Source organism: Bradyrhizobium sp. WYCCWR15520 (assembly GCF_056174665.1).
Map to the genome: position 1 here is coordinate 82,311 of NZ_JBWBWM010000028.1, position 20,151 is coordinate 102,461.

18 protein-coding genes and 1 pseudogene are annotated in these 20,151 nt (G+C 62.2%); 12 read left to right on the forward strand and 7 right to left on the reverse strand.

Translation table 11 applies throughout. The features are described 5' to 3' along the window. Nucleotides 1-157 precede the first annotated feature (157 nt). From AC0QUY_RS28965 to AC0QUY_RS28990, 6 genes are all read left to right on the forward strand, one after another. On the forward strand, nt 158-1,330 hold the full coding sequence (locus AC0QUY_RS28965; RefSeq protein WP_161855867.1) for an ABC transporter substrate-binding protein: 1,173 nt from the start codon (nt 158-160) through the stop codon (nt 1,328-1,330). 179 nt (nt 1,331-1,509) lie between these two features. Then, a complete protein-coding gene (locus AC0QUY_RS28970; protein ID WP_057835590.1) occupies nt 1,510-2,379 on the forward strand; it encodes a branched-chain amino acid ABC transporter permease in 870 nt (289 codons plus the stop codon). A 7-nt stretch (nt 2,380-2,386) separates the two neighbouring features. Continuing rightward, a complete protein-coding gene (locus AC0QUY_RS28975) occupies nt 2,387-3,418 on the forward strand; it encodes a branched-chain amino acid ABC transporter permease (protein ID WP_161855866.1) in 1,032 nt (343 codons plus the stop codon). Then, entirely contained in the window at nt 3,415-4,167 is a 753-nt protein-coding gene (locus AC0QUY_RS28980) for an ABC transporter ATP-binding protein (RefSeq protein ID WP_161855865.1), read from the forward strand. Before AC0QUY_RS28975 ends, AC0QUY_RS28980 begins: the two co-directional genes overlap by 4 nt. Beyond that, nucleotides 4,160-4,876: an ABC transporter ATP-binding protein gene (locus AC0QUY_RS28985; RefSeq protein ID WP_161855864.1), complete on the forward strand. Its 717-nt coding sequence runs from the start codon at nt 4,160-4,162 to the stop codon at nt 4,874-4,876. Before AC0QUY_RS28980 ends, AC0QUY_RS28985 begins: the two co-directional genes overlap by 8 nt. Nucleotides 4,877-4,910: 34 nt before the next feature. After that, nucleotides 4,911-6,029: a cobalamin-independent methionine synthase II family protein gene (locus AC0QUY_RS28990; RefSeq protein WP_475389665.1), complete on the forward strand. Its 1,119-nt coding sequence runs from the start codon at nt 4,911-4,913 to the stop codon at nt 6,027-6,029. 105 nt (nt 6,030-6,134) lie between these two features. Here AC0QUY_RS28990 and AC0QUY_RS28995 read toward each other — a convergent pair. Both AC0QUY_RS28995 and AC0QUY_RS29000 read right to left on the reverse strand, forming a co-directional pair. Then, nucleotides 6,135-6,254, reverse strand: a pseudogene (locus AC0QUY_RS28995) (caspase family protein); the annotation flags it as partial. Continuing rightward, nucleotides 6,233-6,799 carry a tetratricopeptide repeat protein gene (locus AC0QUY_RS29000; RefSeq protein WP_475389666.1) on the reverse strand — a complete coding sequence of 189 codons (567 nt, stop codon included), beginning with the start codon at nt 6,797-6,799 and terminating at the stop codon, nt 6,233-6,235. The pseudogene AC0QUY_RS28995 and the gene AC0QUY_RS29000, both read right to left, overlap by 22 nt. 170 nt (nt 6,800-6,969) lie before the next feature. Here AC0QUY_RS29000 and AC0QUY_RS29005 point away from each other — a divergent pair, with 170 nt between their 5' ends. The 5 genes from AC0QUY_RS29005 (at nt 6,970) to AC0QUY_RS29025 (ending at nt 13,129) form a co-directional block, all read left to right on the forward strand. Then, entirely contained in the window at nt 6,970-8,322 is a 1,353-nt protein-coding gene (locus AC0QUY_RS29005) for a hypothetical protein (RefSeq protein ID WP_475389668.1), read from the forward strand. 60 nt (nt 8,323-8,382) lie between these two features. Then, nucleotides 8,383-9,576: a methionine adenosyltransferase gene (gene metK, locus AC0QUY_RS29010; protein ID WP_475389670.1), complete on the forward strand. Its 1,194-nt coding sequence runs from the start codon at nt 8,383-8,385 to the stop codon at nt 9,574-9,576. A 126-nt stretch (nt 9,577-9,702) separates the two neighbouring features. Next, nucleotides 9,703-11,130: an adenosylhomocysteinase gene (gene ahcY, locus AC0QUY_RS29015; protein WP_161855861.1), complete on the forward strand. Its 1,428-nt coding sequence runs from the start codon at nt 9,703-9,705 to the stop codon at nt 11,128-11,130. A gap of 222 nt (nt 11,131-11,352) precedes the next feature. Beyond that, on the forward strand, nt 11,353-12,819 hold the full coding sequence (locus tag AC0QUY_RS29020; protein ID WP_475389672.1) for a flavin-containing monooxygenase: 1,467 nt from the start codon (nt 11,353-11,355) through the stop codon (nt 12,817-12,819). 157 nt (nt 12,820-12,976) lie between these two features. After that, nucleotides 12,977-13,129: a hypothetical protein gene (locus tag AC0QUY_RS29025; RefSeq protein ID WP_202639137.1), complete on the forward strand. Its 153-nt coding sequence runs from the start codon at nt 12,977-12,979 to the stop codon at nt 13,127-13,129. 726 nt (nt 13,130-13,855) lie between these two features. On the opposite strand, the gene AC0QUY_RS29030 is transcribed toward AC0QUY_RS29025, so the two are convergent. Both AC0QUY_RS29030 and AC0QUY_RS29035 read right to left on the reverse strand, forming a co-directional pair. Further along, a complete protein-coding gene (locus AC0QUY_RS29030) occupies nt 13,856-14,257 on the reverse strand; it encodes an ACT domain-containing protein (RefSeq protein WP_475389673.1) in 402 nt (133 codons plus the stop codon). Between the two features lie 79 nt (nt 14,258-14,336). Continuing rightward, the gene (locus tag AC0QUY_RS29035) at nt 14,337-14,651 is read right to left on the reverse strand and encodes an EthD family reductase (RefSeq protein WP_161855840.1); all 315 of its coding nucleotides are present in this window, start codon (nt 14,649-14,651) and stop codon (nt 14,337-14,339) included. 479 nt (nt 14,652-15,130) lie between these two features. Between AC0QUY_RS29035 and AC0QUY_RS29040 the strand changes: the two genes are divergently transcribed. Next, nucleotides 15,131-16,087 (forward strand): fatty acid desaturase, encoded by a 957-nt coding sequence (locus tag AC0QUY_RS29040; protein ID WP_475389675.1) that lies wholly within the window; start codon nt 15,131-15,133, stop codon nt 16,085-16,087. A gap of 280 nt (nt 16,088-16,367) precedes the next feature. Here the strand turns inward: AC0QUY_RS29040 and AC0QUY_RS29045 are convergent, their stop codons facing one another. The 3 genes from AC0QUY_RS29045 to galE form a co-directional block, all read right to left on the reverse strand. Next, complete coding sequence (locus AC0QUY_RS29045; RefSeq protein WP_475389676.1) at nt 16,368-17,069, reverse strand: fumarylacetoacetate hydrolase family protein; 702 nt, start codon at nt 17,067-17,069, stop codon at nt 16,368-16,370. 46 nt (nt 17,070-17,115) lie between these two features. Next, nucleotides 17,116-18,936 carry an ABC transporter ATP-binding protein gene (locus AC0QUY_RS29050; RefSeq protein ID WP_475389677.1) on the reverse strand — a complete coding sequence of 607 codons (1,821 nt, stop codon included), beginning with the start codon at nt 18,934-18,936 and terminating at the stop codon, nt 17,116-17,118. A gap of 103 nt (nt 18,937-19,039) precedes the next feature. Further along, complete coding sequence (gene galE / locus AC0QUY_RS29055; RefSeq protein WP_161855836.1) at nt 19,040-20,053, reverse strand: UDP-glucose 4-epimerase GalE; 1,014 nt, start codon at nt 20,051-20,053, stop codon at nt 19,040-19,042. Nucleotides 20,054-20,151: the final 98 nt, after the last annotated feature.

The window sequence follows — 20,151 nt, forward strand, 5'->3', positions numbered from 1 at the left end:
GCGCGTCGTCGCGGGCACGCCCATCGTCCGATTGACAACATGATGCCCGGGGACGCCATGTTGCCGCGCTACCCGGCGGAAAAATCTGGGTTATGGTGAGATCAAGGGCCGGGGACTCGGTTCGAGGACACAAGGCCGATCAGGGGGAGGGATGCTCATGTCTATTCGCAGTCAACTATTGCTGGCCGCAGGCTCGGTCGCCGCGATGCTGGCGCTTGCGCCGGCGCAGGCACAGGAGACCGTCAAGATCGGCCTGATTCTGCCGATGACCGGCGGCCAAGCGTCGACCGGCAAACAGATCGACAACGCGGTCAAGCTCTACATGCAGCAGAACGGCGATACCGTCGCCGGCAAGAAGATCGAGGTCATCCTCAAGGACGACGCGGCAGTTCCCGACAACACCAAGCGCCTGGCGCAGGAATTGATCGTCAACGACAAAGTCAATTTCATTGCTGGCTTCGGCGTGACGCCGGCGGCACTCGCGGCGGCGCCGCTGGCAACGCAGGCCAAGATCCCGGAAATCGTGATGGCGGCGGGCACCTCGATCATCACCGAGCGTTCGCCCTATATCGTCCGCACCTCGTTCACGCTGGCGCAGTCGTCCACCATCATCGGCGACTGGGCCGCGAAGAACGGCATCAAGAAGGTCGCGACGCTGACCTCCGACTATGCGCCGGGCAACGATGCCTTGAACTTCTTCAAGCAGAATTTCACCGCCGGGGGCGGCGAGATCGTGGAAGAAGTGAAGGTGCCGCTGCAAAACCCTGATTTCGCTCCGTTTCTGCAGCGCATGAAGGACTCCAAGCCCGACGCCGTATTCGTCTTCGTGCCGGCAGGACAGGGCGGCAACTTCATGAAGCAATATGCCGAGCGCGGGCTCGACAAGTCGGGCATCAAGGTGATCGGCCCCGGCGACGTGATGGACGACGACCTGCTCAACGGCATGGGCGACGCGGCACTCGGCACGGTAACCGCGCATCTTTACTCCGCGGCGCATCCCTCGGCTGCCAATAAGGAATTCGTCGCCGCCTACAAGAAGGCCTTCGGCCAGCGTCCGGGCTTCATGGCGGTCGGCGGCTATGACGGCATCCGCCTGATCTACGAGGCGCTGAAGAAGACCGGCGGCAAGACCGACGGCGATGCGCTGATCGAGGCGATGAAGGGCGCAAAGTGGGAAAGCCCGCGCGGCCCGATCTCGATCGATCCGGAAACCCGCGACATCGTCCAGAACATCTACATCCGCAAGGTCGAGAAGGTCGACGGCGAACTCTACAACGTCGAGTTCGCGACCTTCGAGGCGGTGAAGGATTCCGGCAAGACGAAGAAGTGATGGCGAAGCCGTCATTCCGGGGCGCATGCACTGCACCCTCCACGTCATGCCCGGGCTTGTCCCGGGCATCCACGACTTTCTTCCGCGGCAAGTCGCAAGGAAGACGTGGATGGCCGGGACAAGCCCGGCCATGACGCCATAGTTTCAGTTTCGCTTCAGACCTTGGCCAAGCTTTTTACATGACCACGCTGTTCACCATCCTGTTCGACGGTGTCGCCTACGGCATGCTGCTGTTCGTGCTGGCCTGCGGGCTGGCGGTGACGCTCGGCCTGATGAACTTTGTGAATCTCGCCCATGGCGCCTTCGCCATGGCGGGCGGCTATATCTGCGCGGTGCTGGTCAACAACCAGGGCTGGCCGTTCTTTTCGGCGCTGCCGCTGGCGTTTGTTTCGGCCGCGGCGATCGGCGTGGCGCTGGAGCGCACACTTTACCGCCATCTCTACACCCGCAGCCATCTCGACCAGGTGCTGTTCACGATCGGGCTGACCTTCATGTCGGTCGCGGCGGTCGACTACATCATGGGATCGTCGCGGATCTTCATCAAGCTGCCGGCGGCGCTCGAAGGGCAGTTCGACTTTTTCGGTGTCGGCATCGGCCGCTACCGGCTGATGATCATCGTGATCTGCGGCCTGCTCACGGTTGCCCTGCAATTGATCCTGGCGAAAACCCGCTTTGGCAGCCGCCTGCGCGCGGCGGTCGACGATCCCCGCGCGGCAAGCGGCCTTGGCATCAACGTTCCGCAGGTCTTCGCCTTCACCTTTGCCTTCGGCTGCGGTCTTGCAGGGCTGGGCGGCGCGCTGAGCGCCGAGATTCTCGGGCTCGATCCGTATTTCCCGCTGAAGTTCATGATCTACTTTTTGATCGTAGTCACCGTCGGCGGATCCTCCAGCATCACCGGGCCATTTCTCGCTTCGCTGTTGCTCGGCATCGGCGACGTCGCCGGTAAATATTACGTGCCGAAGATGGGGCCGTTCGTCATCTACACCATCATGATCGTGATCCTGATCTGGCGCCCGAACGGTCTGTTCGGCCGCGCCGCCGCGCGATGAGCCCGCGATGACCGCAGTTTCCGACGTCTCTTCCCATGCCATCGCCCGTGCCCGCTGGCGGCCGGCCGAGATCGTATTCTGGGTCCTGGCGCTGTCCTGCGCGTTCCTGTTCCCATCGCGCTATCTGATCATGACCGACATCTTGAGACTGGCGCTGTTCACGCTGTCGCTCGATCTGATCCTCGGTTACGCGGGCATCGTTTCGCTGGGGCATGCGGCCTTCTTCGGCGTTGGCGCCTATTCCGCCGGGCTGTTGGCGCTGCACGGGATCATCAACGAGCCTGTCATCGCGCTGGTGGTGGCAGGGCTGGTCGCCATGGTGCTTGGCTTCCTCACCAGCTTTCTCGTCATCCGCGGCGTCGATCTGACCCGGCTGATGGTGACGCTCGGCATCGCGCTGCTGCTTGAGGCGCTGGCGGAACGCTTTTCCAACATCACCGGCGGCACCGACGGGCTGCAGGGCATCGAGATGCAGCCGATCCTCGGCATGTTTGCGTTCGATATGTTCGGAAAGACCGGCTTCTTCTATTCGCTGATCGTGCTGTTCCTGCTGTTTCTGCTGGCGCGGCGGATCGTGAATTCGCCGTTCGGCCTGTCGCTGCGCGCCATCAAGAACAATCCGTTGCGGGCGTCCGCGATCGGCGTGCCTGTCAACCGCCGCCTGATCGCGATCTATACGGTCGCGGCGTTCTACGCCGGCATCGCCGGGGCGTTGTTCACACAGACCACGGCGCTGGCCTCGCTCGATGTGTTCGCCTTTGAGCGCTCGGCCGATCTGATGCTGGTGCTCGTGATCGGCGGTACCGGATATCTCTACGGCGGGCTGATCGGTGCTGTTGTCTTCAAGATGCTGCAGGAACTGTTTCAGACCATCACGCCACAATACTGGCTGTTCTGGATCGGGCTCGTGCTGGTGGTGATGGTGCTGATCGGCCGCGAGCGCATCCATCGCTGGGTGCTTTGGGGGCCGAATCTCGTCATTCGTCAGGTGTTCGGACGCAAGGCCGTCGTCGCCGTTCCCGAAAGCGATGCGCCATGACCATCGTGCTGGAAACCAGAGGGCTGGAAAAATCCTTCGGCGGCCTGCGGGTCACCCGTGATCTGTCGTTGAAAGTGGAGCAGGGCGCCCGCCATGCCCTGATCGGGCCGAACGGCGCCGGCAAGACCACCGTCATCAACCTGCTGACCGGCGTGCTCAAGCCCAATGCCGGACAAATCCTGCTCGAGGGCAATGACATCACCAACCTTGCGGTTCACAAGCGGGTGCTGCGCGGGCTGTCGCGCACCTTCCAGATCAACCAGCTCTATGCCGACCTGACCCCGCTCGAAACGATCGGACTCGCTGTCTCCGAACGGCTCGGCCGCGGCGGCGACTGGTGGCGGCGGATGGGCACGCGCAACGACGTCAACCGGGAGGTCGCCGAAACGCTCGGGCGCTTTCATCTGCTCGACGTGATGAACGAGCCCACGTCGACACTGCCTTACGGCAAGCAGCGCCTGCTCGAGATCGCGGTCGCGATCGCGACCAGGCCCCGCGTGTTGCTGCTCGACGAGCCTGCCGCCGGCGTGCCCGAGAGCGAGCGCCATGACATTCTGGCCGCCGTTGCGGCGCTGCCACGTGACGTCACGGTGCTGCTGATCGAGCATGACATGGACCTCGTATTCTCGTTCGCCGACCGCATCTCGGTGCTGGTCAACGGCGCCATGCTGGTGGAGGGTCCGCCGGACGAGGTGGCGCGGGATCCGCAAGTGAAGGCGGTCTATCTCGGCGAGGCTGCCGATGTCTGATCTTCTCGCCATCGATGCCTTGCGCGCCGGCTACGGCGAAGCGGTGGTGCTGCCTTCGATGTCGCTGACGCTCGGCGAAGGCCAGGTATTGGCACTCTTGGGACGCAACGGCACCGGCAAGACCACGCTGATCAATTCGATCGTCGGCATCACCCGCCGTTTCGGCGGCGCGATTGCGCTCGGCGGGCTGGACATCACGGCGATGCGCCCGGACCAGCGGGCGCGGGCCGGGATCGGCTGGGTGCCGCAGGAGCGCAACATCTTCCGTTCGCTGACGGTCGAGGAAAACATGACCGCGGTGGCCCAGCCCGGTCCGTGGACTGTCGAAAAGGTCTACGAGATGTTTCCGCGGCTGAAGGAACGCCGCAGCAATTTCGGCAACCAGCTATCCGGAGGCGAGCAGCAGATGCTGGCGATCGGCCGCGCGCTGACCCTCAATCCAAAAGTGCTGTTGCTGGACGAGCCGACCGAGGGGCTGGCGCCGATCATCGTTGAGGAATTGTTAAAGGCGCTCGGCACCATCACCCGTGCTGGCGGCATCTGCTCGATCATCGTCGAGCAGAACGCGCAAAAGATTCTGGGGCTGGCCGATCGGGTTGTGATATTGGAACGTGGCGCAATCGTGCATGATGCGGCAAGCCACGCGTTGAAGGCCGATCCCGCGGTGCTCGAACGCTATCTCGGCGTTGCCGGCGCCGCCGCGCACTAGATTGCCGCGCACAAGATTGATGGGAGTTGAGACCATGCAGAGAACCAAGCCCCCGTTCCGCGCCGACGAGGTCGGCAGTCTGTTGCGGCCGCCGCGCATCAAGGAAGCGCGCGCCAAGCTGGAGAAGGGCGAGATCACGGCCGAGGATCTACGCAAGGCCGAAGACCTCGAGATCGAGAAGGTCGTACACCGGCAGGCCTCGATCGGCCTGAAGCTCGCGACCGACGGCGAATTCCGCCGCTCCTGGTGGCATTTCGATTTTCTCGCCAAGCTCACCGGCTGCGAGCTCTTCCATCCCGAAACCGGTATTCAGTTCGCAGGCGTCGAGACCCGCCATGACGCCGTCCGCGTCATCGGCAAGCTCGATTTTCCCGACAACCATCCGATGCTGGATCACTTCCGCTTCCTGAAGAAGCATGCCGATACAGCCCACGTCACGCCGAAGATGACGATCCCGTCACCTGCCGTGCTGCATTTCCGCGGTGGCCGCAAGTCGATCTCGAAGGAGGTCTACCCTGACCTCGAGGAATTCTTCCTCGATCTCGGCAAGACCTACCGCAAGGCGGTGAAGGCGTTCTACGACGCCGGCTGCCGCTATTTGCAGTTCGACGACACCGTGTGGGCCTATCTCTGCTCGCAGGACGAGTTGCAGAAGGCGCGCGATCGCGGCGACAATCCCGACGGCCTGCAGGAAATTTACGCGCGCGTCATCAACTACGCGCTGGCGGATCGGCCGGCCGACATGGTGGTGACCACCCATGTCTGCCGCGGCAATTTCCGCTCGACCTGGATTTCGTCCGGCGGCTACGAGCCGGTGGCCGAGACCATGCTCGCCGACACCAACTACGACGGCTATTTCCTCGAATATGATTCCGATCGCGCCGGCGGATTTGAGCCGCTGCGGTACTTGCCGAAGGGCAACAAGGTCGTGGTGGTCGGCGTCATTACGTCGAAGTTCGGCGAGCTGGAGAAGAAGGACGACATCAAGCGCCGCCTCGACGAGGCCGCCAAGTTCGCGCCGCTTGAGCAACTCGCGGTCTCGCCGCAATGCGGCTTTGCTTCCACCGAAGAGGGCAACATCCTGTCCGAGGAGGAGCAGTGGGCGAAGCTGAGCCTCGCGGTGGAAGTGGCGAACGAGGTGTGGGGAAAGTAACTCAGGCTGTCATTCCGGGGCGTCGCGAAGCGACGAACCCGGAATCTCGAGATCCCGGGTTCGATGCTGCGCATCGCCCCGGGATGACGGCGTGAAGTCACACCCTCACTTCTCCGCCAGATAGACCTCGCCCAATAGCGACGAGTTCGACCACGGCACCTGCTTGCCCTTGGTCGCGGCAACGACTTCGGCGCGCACGCGTGTCAGCATCTGCTGCACTTCCAGGCGGCCGCCATGTGCATGAACACGCGGCTGGAGATTCCCTTCTTGTCCGAGCCGAACAGTTCGATCGCATTGGCGAAGTCGACCAGCGCCCGCTGGTGGTCGCCCGCACCTTCGAGGGCTATGCCGCGCAGATAGTGCGCCTCGCGATTGGACGGCGCGCGACGGATGAATTCGTCGGCGACTTCGACCGCTTTCGGATAGTCGGTCAGCCGCAGATAGATGTCGATCGATCGGTGCAGGGCCGTGACCGGCGCGCCGCAATTCATGACGAATTTGTAGAGCCCGTTGGCCGCCTCTCGCCGGTAGCCGGCGTTGTCCAGCGCCAGCGCGAGATCGCCGATGCTTTTCTGGTCGCATGGCTCGCGCTTGAGCTCTTCGAGCCGAAGCCAGACGTTGGGATCGCGCGCGGCCTTGACCGGCAGTGCGCCAAGTCGCTCGTAAACCGTGGAAAAGACCTGGTCGGGATTTTCGTCCTGATAACCCGCAATTGCCGGGGCCTGTGCTGCAAACAGCAGCAAGGCGGCGGCGCAATATCGCCTAAGCATTCTCGCCCCAAAGTGTCATTTCATCGTCTTGTATATTGGCAAGTGCGGCGGGTTCCAATGACACTGCTCCGGTTTTCGGAGCATAGACGCGTTGGGCAGATGGTGGTAGGACATATGTATCACCTAACGCTGCCCACCGGCGCTTCCCAATGCTTCAGCTCCCTGGCCCGATGAAAAACGACCAGATCCTCAGCCAGATCACCGAGTTCTGCCGTCAGTCCGACATGGCGGAGACGACGTTCGGCCGGCGGGTGGTCAATGATGGCAAGCTGGTGCATCGGCTGCGCGAAGGCAAACGCATCACCATCGACACGCTGGATCGCATCCAGGCCTATATCGCGGCGTCCACCGGCGCGCTGCCCCCACCGCGCGGACTCGACGTGCCGCCGGAGAAGCGCGATCCCAGAGGCAATTTCCGCTTCTTTGAAAACCGGCAGAAATACCTGCTGTTCGTCCATACCTGCAGCGAAAAGCGGGTGATTGCCGAGCGGGTGGCGCTGGAGCTCTCCAGCCTGCACCCGCGGCCGCCGGCGCTTCGGGTATTTGACGCCGGCATTGGCGACGGCACCGTGCTGGCGCGAGTGATGCGCTCGATGCACGGCCGCTTTCCCCATATGCCGTTCTATATCGCCGGCAAGGAGCTCAGCCTGGAGGATGTCCGCCTGACGCTCGACAAGGTGCCCGACCGGCTGTTCGAGCACCCGGCGACGGTCGTGGTCCTGACCAACATGCATTACGCCGAGGCGCCCTGGCTGACGCCGGCTTCGCCCACGGCCGCAGCGGGTATGCTCTGGCACGAGGTCGCCCTGCGGGGGGCCTCTTCGGGGGAATTCGAGACTCAGATCGCCGAACTGGGGCCGTTTCTGGAGCACAACTGGCGGGCCAATATCAGCCCCAAATCGGGCATGCCGATCTATGAACGGCCGGTAGCGCTGGTCGTGTACCGGGAGGACCACCGGTTCCTGCTTGATTCGATCATCCCCCGGGCGGGCCGGACCGAGGCCAATTTCGACCTCGTGATCGCGTCCCAGCCGTACCGGGCCAAATCCTCTGTGAATTTCCGCGCCAAGCGGATCATTGCGCCGCTGGCCCGCTCGCTTCGGGCAGGGGGCCGTTTGATCGGAATTCACTCCCACGGCCACGATCCGGGCCTGGAAATCATCCAGTCGGTGTGGCCGGGAGAAAATCCTTTCGCCGTGAGCCGTCATGAGCTATTGCGCGCGGTGAAATACGAGCTGGGATCGGCCGGGCGCGACCTTAACTTTAATGCCTACGCCGATAACCGTTCCATCTTCCGTTATGATATGGAAGCGCTGCCCAACGAGGTAACCGGCTCGATCGGAACCTCGACGGCCTTTGCAGCGTGGAATGCGGCGGTGTATGTCGCCCAAATTGAAGACGACCGGTTGACGGAAATGACTGAAAACAGCCGAACCCTCGATGCCACGCGAGAGGTTCTGCGCAAGCATAATGGGCTTTGGTTTTACGACGAATCCTATGTCATCTCGCGTCGTCGCGACTGACACTTCAGGAACACATTCACGAACAACCGTCGGAGTACGGCGAAAAGAGGGGTTTGCTTGATGCGCGCGTCTTACCTGTTCACCAGCGAGTCGGTCTCGGAGGGGCATCCCGACAAGGTCTGCGACCGTATTTCGGATGAGATCGTCGATCTGTTCTACCGGGAAGGGCCGAAGGCGGGCATCGATCCGTGGCAGATCCGCGCGGCCTGCGAGACGCTCGCCACGACCAACAAGGTGGTGATCGCCGGTGAAACCCGCGGCCCGGCGTCGGTCACCAACGACCAGATCGAAAGCGTGGTGCGCGGGGCGATCAAGGACATTGGCTACGAGCAGGAAGGCTTCCACTGGGAGAAAGCCGACATCGAGATCCTGTTGCATCCGCAGTCGGCCGACATTGCGCAGGGCGTCGATGCGAAGCAGCCCAGCAACCAGGAAGAGGGCGCGGGCGACCAGGGCATCATGTTCGGCTACGCTACCAACGAGACGCCCGATCTGATGCCGGCGCCGATCTTCTATGCCCACAAGATCCTGCGGCTGATTTCCGAAGCGCGTCATTCCGGCCGCGAGAAGGTGCTCGGCCCGGACTCCAAGAGCCAGGTCACCGTGCAGTACGAAAACGGCAAGCCTGTCGGCGTGCGCGAGATCGTTGTCTCGCACCAGCATCTGGTCGAGGACCTCTCCTCCAATCAGGTTCGTGACATCGTCGAGCCCTATGTCCGCGAAGCGCTGCCCAAGGAATGGATCAACGGCAAGACCATCTGGCACATCAATCCGACCGGCAAGTTCTACATCGGCGGTCCCGACGGTGATTCCGGCCTCACCGGCCGCAAGATCATCGTCGACACCTATGGCGGCGCGGCGCCGCATGGCGGCGGTGCGTTCTCCGGCAAGGATCCGACCAAGGTCGATCGTTCGGCCGCCTATGCCGCGCGCTACGTCGCCAAGAACATCGTCGCGGCCGGCCTCGCCGACCGCTGCACGCTGCAGCTTGCTTACGCGATCGGCGTGGCGCGGCCGCTGTCGATCTATATCGACACCCACGGCACCGGAAAGGTGCCGGAGGACGTGCTTGAGAAGGCTGCTGCGAAGGCGATGGATCTGACGCCGCGCGGCATCCGCACCCATCTCGATCTCAACCGGCCGATCTACGCGCGTACCTCGGCCTACGGCCATTTCGGCCGCACGCCCGACAATGAAGGCGGCTTCTCCTGGGAGAAGACCGATCTCGTCGAACCGCTCAAGCGCGCGGTCTGACTTTTGCGTCATTCCGGGGCGCTCGCGACCGCGAGCGAACCCGGAATCCTTATCCATCATTTCGAGATTCCAGCTTCGCCTCTTTTGGGCGACCCGGAATGACGAGTTCAACAACAGGACGCTCTCATGAACGCCCCCACCAAGCCCGCCTTCACCGACTACATCGTCAAGGACATTTCGCTCGCCGATTTCGGCCGCAAGGAAATCTCGCTGGCCGAGACCGAAATGCCGGGCCTGATGGCGACGCGCGAGGAATACGGTCCGAAGCAGCCGCTGAAGGGTGCCCGCATCGCCGGCTCCCTGCATATGACGATCCAGACTGCGGTCTTGATCGAAACGCTGGCAGCCCTCGGCGCCGACATCCGCTGGGTGTCGTGCAACATCTATTCGACGCAGGACCATGCGGCCGCTGCGATTGCCGCCGCCGGCATTCCGGTGTTTGCGGTGAAGGGCGAGACGCTCGCCGAATACTGGGACTACACCGCCAAGCTGTTCGACTGGCACGGCGGCGGCACGCCCAACATGATCCTCGATGACGGCGGCGACGCCACCATGCTGGTGCATGCCGGATACCGCGCCGAGCAGGGCGACACGGCATTCCTCGACAAGCCGACGTCCGAGGAAGAGGAAATCTTCTATGCGCTGGTCAAGCGCCTGCTGAAGGAGAAGCCGAAGGGCTACTTCGCGGAGATCGCCAAGAACATCAAGGGCGTCTCGGAAGAGACCACGACGGGTGTGCACCGCCTCTACGACATGGCGAACAAGGGCACGCTGCTGTTCCCCGCGATCAACGTCAACGACAGCGTCACCAAATCGAAATTCGACAACCTCTATGGCTGTCGCGAGTCGCTGGTCGACGGCATCCGTCGCGGTACCGACGTCATGATGTCCGGCAAGACCGCGATGGTCGCGGGCTTCGGCGACGTCGGCAAGGGCTCGGCTGCCTCGCTGCGCCAGGCCGGCTGCCGCGTCATGGTCTCCGAAGTCGATCCGATCTGCGCGCTGCAGGCGGCGATGGAAGGCTATGAAGTCGTCACCATGGAAGACGCCGCGCCCCGCGCCGACATCTTCGTCACCGCGACCGGCAACAAGGACATCATCACCATCGACCACATGCGCGCGATGAAGGATCGCGCCATCGTCTGCAACATTGGCCACTTCGACAACGAGATCCAGATCGCCGGCTTGCGTAACCTGAAGTGGACCAACATCAAGCCGCAGGTCGACGAGATCGAATTCCCCGACAAGCACCGCATCATTCTGCTCTCGGAAGGCCGCCTGGTGAATCTCGGCAACGCCATGGGCCATCCGTCCTTCGTGATGTCGGCGTCGTTCACCAACCAGACGCTGGCGCAGATCGAACTCTGGGCCAACAACAAGGACGGCAAGTACGAGAAGAAGGTCTACGTGCTGCCGAAGACGCTGGACGAGAAGGTCGCCCGGCTGCACCTCGCCAAGATCGGCGTCAAGCTGACCGAGCTGCGCAAAGACCAGGCCGACTATATCGGCGTCAAACCGGAAGGCCCGTTCAAGTCGGATCACTACCGCTACTGATTTCAGGCAGGACGTCCCGGTGTAGGCGCCGTCCTGACGTGAACGCCAAAGCACCAGCAAGCCCCGGAGCGATCCGGGGCTTTTTGCTTGCCTGCGGCACAACCTGCGACGGTTGAAATTCAACAGCAAATTTCGATACAGCCTGTATCGCTGCGGTAAGCTCACAATGCGAGTTGCAATTTCTGCCTGCTGACCATTACATCTGAGAGCAGGGAGAACGCCATGACCGATACGGCAGAACATTTCGACGTCCTCATCGTCGGCGCGGGCCTGTCCGGCATCGGTGCGGGCTATCATTTGCAGGAGAAGTGTCCCGGCAAGAGCTACGTCATTCTCGAGGGACGCGATTGCATCGGCGGCACCTGGGATCTGTTTCGCTATCCCGGCATCCGCTCCGACTCCGACATGTACACGCTCGGCTATTCGTTCCGTCCCTGGACCGAGCCGAAGGCGATCGCCGACGGACCGCGCATCCTGAACTATGTGCGCGAGACCGCTTCCGACAACGGCATCGACAAGAAGATTCGTTTCCATCATCGCGTCAAACGTGCGTCGTGGTCGTCGCCGGATTCGCGCTGGACGGTGGAAGCCGAACGCACGGTGGGCGAGGGCGCGACCGAGACCGTGCGCTTCACCTGCAGTTTCCTGTTCATGTGCTCGGGCTATTACAAATACGAGGAGGGCTACACGCCGGAGTTTTCGGGCACGGCGGATTTCGAAGGCCAGATCGTGCACCCGCAGAAATGGCCTAGGGATCTCGACTATGCGGGCAAGCGGGTGGTGGTGATCGGCTCGGGTGCCACCGCGGTGACCCTGGTGCCGGAGATGGCGAAGACGGCCGCCCACGTCACCATGCTGCAGCGCTCGCCGACTTACGTGGTGGCACGGCCGGCGGAAGATGCGCTCGCCAACAAGCTGCGCGAGAATCTTTCGGCGAAACTCGCCTATCATTTGATCCGCTGGCGCAACGTGCTGTTCGGCATGTATTTCTTCCAGCTCTGCCGGCGCAAGCCGGACCGCGCCAAGCAGTTGATCCTCGGCGGCGTGAAGATGGCGCTGGGCCCGGAATACGACGTCGGCAAACACTTTACACCGCGCTACAATCCGTGGGAGCAGCGGCTGTGCCTGGTGCCGGACGGTGACCTGTTCAAGTCGATCCGCGACAAGCGCGCTTCCGTCGTCACCAGCGAGATCGACACTTTTACGAAGAGCGGCATCAAGCTGAAGGACGGCAGCGAACTCGAGGCCGACGTCATCGTCACCGCGACCGGGCTGGTCCTGCAGGTGGTCGGCGGCCTCGAGGTCAGCGTGGACGGCCGCACGGTCGATTTCGCGCGGACGCTGAACTACAAGGGCATGATGTATTCGGACATTCCGAACCTGGCCTCGGCGTTCGGCTACACCAATGCGTCGTGGACGCTGAAATGTGATCTGACCTGCGAGTATGCCTGCCGTCTCATCAACTACATGGACCGCAACGGCTACAAGCAGTGCATGCCGCACAATGTCGATCCCGATGTCACTGAAATGCCGTCGCTCGATTTCTCCTCCGGCTATGTGCAGCGCTCGATCGCCAAACTGCCCAAGCAGGGTTCCAAGCGGCCGTGGCGGCTGTACCAGAACTACGCGCTCGACATCGTTACCCTGCGCTACGGCAAGGTCGACGACGGGGTAATGCAGTATTCGTGAAGTCGCGCCTGGCGGCTGCGTCCGGACGCGGCATGCGTTATTTCGCGTATACGTAGCTGAATGCGAATCGTCCAAAGTGTCCTCACGGTTAACGCCGGATTAACCGGCGTGCCGATACGCTGCGTGTCTTGCGGCACCTGACAGCACGAGGAAGCCCATGGACGCCCAGCGAATTGCCGTCGATGCCCTGGTGGCGCTGACCGATTGCGACCGCGAGGCGGCGGTTGCCTTCATCCGCAAATTCTATCTGGCCGGTGTCCGCGACCCGAAGCGGCTGACTTTCAAGGGCCTGCAGGCGTTGCGGGGCTGAGGCGCGGGCGGCTCGTGACCTCTCCGCCGTCATTGCGAGCGGAGCGAAGCAATCCATCTTTCCGCGCATGAGGTGACAATGGATTGCTTCGCTGCGCTCGCAATGACGTGGATATAGCTTCGCGATCTCGCGACATGTTTTGCCCGAGGTTTGCATCTTCTTTCGCCCTCCTTGAAATCAGAGGGCGCAGGGAAGACCGGGTGCTTGCTGCACCCGAGGTCTCGTGTGCCGTTGCGCATAAGGAAAAACGCACACGAGCATACAGGTACAGCGGAAACACTCCGGCCTTCCCTGCGCAATGGCTTTACGTTACTTCGTGCTCTCCCCGGAGAACGGCTCTTTTGCCTCCGTCGCTCCACGAGACAATTCGTGAAACTTAACGCCAGCACCGCGGCGTCCGAACCACACGACTTCGCCGTACGCCTCACGTCACGTACGTCGTCGTGACATCAGCGTCCATCGCATCTCACCGCACGTTCGTGACGATCGCGAAGCGCCCCTCATCTTGCCGTGAGACGGACGGAGTTATGCGACTGATTTGCCCGACCTGTTAAGCGGAATATTTTTGATTCGTGGACTTGACACGATTTCGGAAAATCAGAATTGATTTGCCCTCGGGTTATCTTGTCGCAGGGTGCGCATAGAAAATGCACTTGCGCGCGAAGCAAATCAGTTCGCAGGGATGTCATCCTCCCGGATTTCGCTTCGCTCATCCGGGCTACGGCGCTACGCTTGCCTCGACATGGATAGAAGATGTCGCAGAGCCTCATCCGCCCTGTGCTCCGGCACAAACAGATGATCGTGGTAGAAGGCCGACACGGCATTCACGCTGATGCCGGCTTCGGCCAGGCGGCCGGTGACTGCCGTCAGGAAGCCGACGGCTTCAAGCGAGGAATGAACCGTCAGTGTGATCAGCCGCGACACACATTGATAGGAGAGCCCGGCGCTTTCGGCTTCCTCACGCCGCACCACGAAGGTCGTCCCCTCGCGTTCGCGGAAGATGTGCACCGGGGTGAGGGTGGCTGGAATTTCCTCGTCGCCCGAAATGCTGCAGAAGACGAAGACGCCTTCGTGCATCTCGGGCTTCATATTTTGCAGCAACGTCGCGAGATTGCGTTCGCCCGGCATAGATCCGTCTTTCAAGGCGCACGCCGCGAAATCGGCGGGTTACGCTTTCGCTAACCCGCCCTACATCGCGAGCCAGGAGTCAGCCAACGACGACTTCGCTGATCTGGATGACCGGGGCCTGGTCGGTATAGTTCGGAATGTCGGCCATGATCTCCTTGGCGTGAGGCCCGAAGCCGGCCTGGAAGGCCTCGATCGAGTCGCAGAAGATGTGACACATTCCGACGTAGGTTGCGGGAGCGCCGGGTGCTCCGCCGGCCAGGCCCTTGTCCACCGTATAGGACTTGCACGCATCGCCCATGCGGGCTTTCACAAGTGGCATATGCTTGTCGCGATAGTAATCGTGATCGAAGCGCCCGCCGGGCGTATTGGGGTACATTACGCTTACCTTGATCATGTGTGTCCTCCGATCCGATGTTCGCCGTTTTAATCGGCAATATCGAAAATCTGCGGCAGTTTTGCGGATCTTGCAACCAGAAGGCGGCTTGTGTCGGGTGACCGGGGCAAAGCGGACGTCATCCGCCATCGCGCGCATGTTCAAAATTGACCAAAGGGGACTCCGGGAGCGCGGCGTTGCAGTCCTTGACGCCACCCCAATTCGTGTCCATATGCGGTAATCGACACTTGGCCGAACGACTGGGCCGCTTTGCCTTGCGCTACTGACAGGCACGCACGTTTCAGACCCTTCTCCCAAAATCGATCAATTGTCGAAGTTGCCGATCCCTCGGTGCTTCGATCTTCCGTGCACTGTCAGAAGGAGATATCTCCGTGCATAAGAGAGCTGCGCAGCCCTCTAACGGGCAAGCCAGCCCTGGCTTGCTTCAGCCTGCCCATGGCGGCGATGACGTCCCCGACGCTCGACGCTGGAAGCGCATTTTGGACGACTACAGCACCCCAAATCGGCTCCGCAGCGTTAGCGAGTTGGCGATCACGGCTTTGCCACTCACAATTCTGTGGACCGCGGCCTGGTTCACGTTTTCCCTCGGCTATGCTTGGGCTTCATTACTGATCGCGATTCCGGCTGCCGGCTTTCTCGTGCGCCTGTTCATGATCCAGCACGACTGTGGTCATGGCACCTTTTTCGCCAGCCGTCTGGCAAATGACTGGGTCGGCCGCGTCATCGGCGTGCTCACGCTCACGCCCTACGACTGTTGGCGCCGCATGCATGCGACGCATCATGCCACCACCGGCAACCTCGATCGCCGCGGTATCGGCGATCTCGATACGCTGACAGTGCGCGAATATCGCGCCCTTTCCTGGTGGGGTCGTCTGAAATACCGTCTTTACCGACACCCGCTGATCATGTTCGGGGTCGGACCAGCCTACCTGTTTCTTTTGCAACAGAGGCTTCCCGTTGGCCTCATGCGCAATGGTTGGCAGCCCTGGGCCAGTACAATGGCAACCAATCTCGCGATTGCCGTCATCGTAGCTGTTCTCACCTGGTTTATCGGCATCAAGGCGTTCCTGCTCGTGCACCTTCCGATCATACTTCTCGCCGCCACGGCCGGCGTATGGCTGTTCTACGTGCAGCATCAGTTTGAGCACACGAGTTGGGAGCGCGACGAGAGCTGGAACCTGCATCAAGCCGCTCTGCACGGCAGCTCACATTACGAACTGCCGGCGCTGCTACGCTGGTTCACGGCCAATATCGGTATTCATCACGTGCATCACCTCTCCAGCCGTATTCCCTATTACCGGCTGCCGCGCGTGCTGCGCGACTACCCTGAACTGCGCGACGTCGGCCGCATCACGCTCCTGCAGAGCTTCCGATGTGTGCGGCTTGTGTTATGGGACGAGGCGCGGCGCCGCCTGGTGTCGTTCCGGGAAATCTGAACCCGGGACTTTCAGGAAGCGGCGCCAAATCGCGCCGCACCATCGCGATAGCGGTCGAGGACCGCGTAGGATGGGTGGAGCGCAGCGATACCCATCAATGCACTCGATGACGGCGAGCGGTTGAACCCTCGCGAAATCCTTCAGTAATTATCGGTGGGAGCTGATGGGTATCGCCTTCGCTTGAGCTACGGCGAACAAGTCGCTCCACCATCCTACGCATCAACAAAAAGCCCCGGACAGGTCCGGGGCTTTTCATTCGTGAGAGCTTGCAGGCGGCGGCCTATTCCGGCTTGCCGATATTGACCTTCAGCGTGCCGACGCCGTCGACGCCGCATTCGATCTGGTCGCCGGGCTGGAGCTGCGAGACGCCGGCCGGCGTGCCCGTCATGATGATGTCGCCAGCGGCGAGTTTGACCTGCTGCGAGAGCTGCCAGATGATTTCTGGCACGTTCCAGATCAGTTCGGTGAGGTCGCCTTTCTGCGCCTCCTTGCCGTTCACCGTCAGCCAGATCTTGCCCTTGGTGGGGTGGCCGATCTTGGCAGCCGGCTGGATCGCGGAGCAGGGCGCGGAATAGTCGAACGACTTTCCGACTTCCCACGGCCGCTCCTTCTTGCGCGAGGCGATCTGCAGGTCGCGGCGGGTGAGGTCGATGCCGACGGCGTACCCATAGACATGGTCGAGCGCCTTCTCGGTGGGAATATTGAGGCCGCCGCTCTTCATGGCGACGATCAGCTCGACCTCGTGATGCAGGTCCTTGGTCAGCGGCGGATAAGGAATCGTAGCGCCGTCGGGCACCAGCATGTCGGCGTGCTTGCCGAAGAAGAACGGCGGCGCGCGCTCGTCATTGCCCATCTCGCGGATGTGCTCGAGATAGTTGCGGCCGACGCACCAGATGCGGCGCACCGGATAGGTGCCGGTCTCGCCGACGACGGGAAGGGTGGGCTGCGGAATTGCGGGAATGACGTAAGAGGCTGCGTTCATGAAAAAGGTCTCGGATGGTTACAGGTGGAAATCCGGCGGGTCGCTTTTACGCGGTTGCGCTGACTGGCGCCAGACTGGGATGGCCGGCATCGCGCTGCTGCAGGCGGAAGAAGGAAGCATAGCGGCCGCCGCGGCGCAGCAAATCGTCATGCTGGCCGCGCTCCACGATCTCGCCGGCCTCGACCACCAGGATGGCGTCGGCATGCATGATGGTGTGGAGGCGATGGGCGATCACGATGGTGGTACGGTTCCGGCAGAGATGTTCGATCGCCTCCTGCACCGCTTTTTCAGATTCCGAATCCAGCGCCGCGGTGGCCTCATCCAGGAGAATGATCGGTGCGTTCTTGAGCAGCGCCCGGGCGACTGCGATGCGCTGGCGCTGACCACCGGAGAGCTGCGTGCCGTGCTCGCCGACCGGGGTGTCGTAGCCGAGCGGAAAGCCCATGATGAAATCATGCGCGCAGGCCGCTTTGGCGGCCGCCACGATCTCGTCCTGGCTGGCGCCTTCCTTGCCGAAGGCGATGTTGGCGCCGATGGTGTCGCGGAACAGATAGACGTCCTGCCCGACATAGCCGGTCTGTCGCCGCAGCGACTGCCGCGACACGCCCGCGATCGCCTGGCCGTCGATCAGGATTTCGCCCTGCTTCACTTCATAGAGTCGCAGCAATAACGCCAGCACCGTGGATTTGCCGCCGCCGGAAGGGCCGACCAGGGCGGTGGTCTTGCCGGGCTCGGCAACGAAGCTCACGTTCTTCAGCACCGGCTCGTCAAGCCGGTAGGAGAAACTGACGTCGCGGAACTCGACCCGCGCGTTCGACAGCTTCAGCGCCGGCTTGTCGTTGTCGGCAGGCTCGCTCGCCGGGCTGTCGACGATTTCGAGCAGCATGCGCGCGCCGACCAACTGGCTGTTGAGGTCGATGTTGAGGCGCGCCAGCCGCTTGGCCGGTTCGGTCGCCAGCAGGAACGCCGTCATGAAGGAAAAGAATTGCCCGGGCGTGGCGCCGAGCGCCACCACGCTGTAGCCGCCATAGAGCAGGCAGCCGGCGACGGCGAAACCGCCGAGCATTTCCATCAACGGATTGGAGCGGTTGGAGACCCGCGCCATCTTGTTGGCGTTGCGCTCGACGGCGGCGATGTTCTCGTCGATGCGCCGCTGCATGGTGTCTTCCAGCGTGAACGCCTTCACCGTGCGGATTCCCTGCAGCGATTCCTGCATGGTCTCCATGATGTCGGCGCTGCCGGTGAACTGGTTGTGCGCGAGGCCCTTGATGCGCTTCACCAGCTTGCGCAGGATCAGCATCGCCGGCGGCACCACCACAAGTCCGATAAACGATAAAACCGGATCCTGCGTCACCATCACGAATATCAGGCTGACCAGCAGCATGACGTCGCGTCCGACGGCATTGATCAGCAGCGTCAGGACATCGGTGATGGATTTTGCGCCCGACGTCAGCCGCGCCAGGAATTCGGAGGAATGCCGTTCGGAATAGAAGCCGATGCTCTCGCTCATCAGCTTGGCAAACAGCCGCCGCTGGTTGTTGGCGAGAATGGCGTTGCTGATCTTCGACAGGATCACGGTGTGGCCGTAGGTCGCCAGACCCTTGATGAACAGCAGCACCACGGTGACGCCGGAGAGAATGGCGATGCCGAGGACGTTCTTGTCGATATAGGCCTGGTTGATCACCTGCCCGAGGATATAGGCGGAGCCCGCCGTGGCGCCGGCGGCCACCCCCATCAGCGCGAACGCGGTCAGATAGCGCCGCCAGTAGACGAAGCCCTGTTCCATGACGAGGCGGCGAATCAGGATCGCCGCGCCGTAGGGATCGTCGGTAATTTTTCTTGTCGGTTTGCTTGGAAGTTCGGTCATCCGCGTTCCATCGACGGCGCCGGGCGAACCGGCGCGTCAGGGCTCGTGCGATGCCTCCTTGCCTGCTTAACAGGGCTTTTTCAAGCCCTATAAGTGCTTGATTTCACGCCGATTGCGCGTGCTGCGGAAGGCCGCCGCGCTCGCTGAACAGCTTCTTTTCCCAGGTCAGCGCATGGCCCGCGATGGTCTCGAGATTGTCGTATTGCGGCGTCCAGTCGAGCATGGCGCGGATGCGGCTGGTATCGGCGACCATGGTCATGATGTCGCCGGGACGGCGCGGCGCGTATTGAACCGCGAAATTGCGCATCGAGACGCGGCGCACGGCCTCGATGGTCTCCAGTACCGAATAGCCTCGGCCGTAACCGCAGTTCAGCGTGATCGAATTTCCGCCGTCGCGCAGGTATGACAGCGCAGCGCGATGGGCCTGCGCGAGATCGCTGACATGGATGAAGTCGCGGATGCAGCTTCCATCCGGCGTCGGATAGTCGGTTCCGTAGACGTCGACCTTGGCGCGCTGCCCGGTGGCGGCTTCGACCGCGATCTTGAGCAGATGCGTCGCGCCGACGGTAGAAAGCCCGCAGCGGACCTGCGGATCGGCGCCTGCGACGTTGAAATAGCGCAACACGACATACTTCATGTCGTGTGCGCTGGCGACGTCATGAAGCATGATTTCGGTCATCAGCTTGGAAGAGCCGTACGGCGACATCGGCCGCGTCGGCGCATGCTCCGATACCGGCACCTGGTCCGGATTGCCGTAGACGGCGGCCGTCGACGAGAAGATGAAGCGGTTGACGCCGCCCTTGACCGCGGCATTCAGAAGGCTGCGGGTCGTCACGGTGTTGTTGCGGTAATAGCCGAGCGGATCGCGCATCGAATCCGGTACCACGACGGAGCCTGCGAAATGAATGATGCTCTCGACGCGGTGCTGGGCGATCACGCCCTCGACGAGATTTTCGTCGCCGGCGTCGCCGATGAACAGCGGCACGGGCCGCGGCAGGAAGGCGGAAAAACCGGTCGACAGGTTGTCGATCACGACGACGCTTTCGCCGGCATCCACCAGCGCATGAACCATATGACTTCCGATATAGCCGGCGCCGCCGGTGACGAGCACGGTCATAGGCCACCTCTCCCGATTTATTTGGTGGCGATGCTAGCGGGGCTGCGGTGAAGAGGGGGTTTCGGCGCGGGCGAACTGGCCACTATGCTTAATGTTGC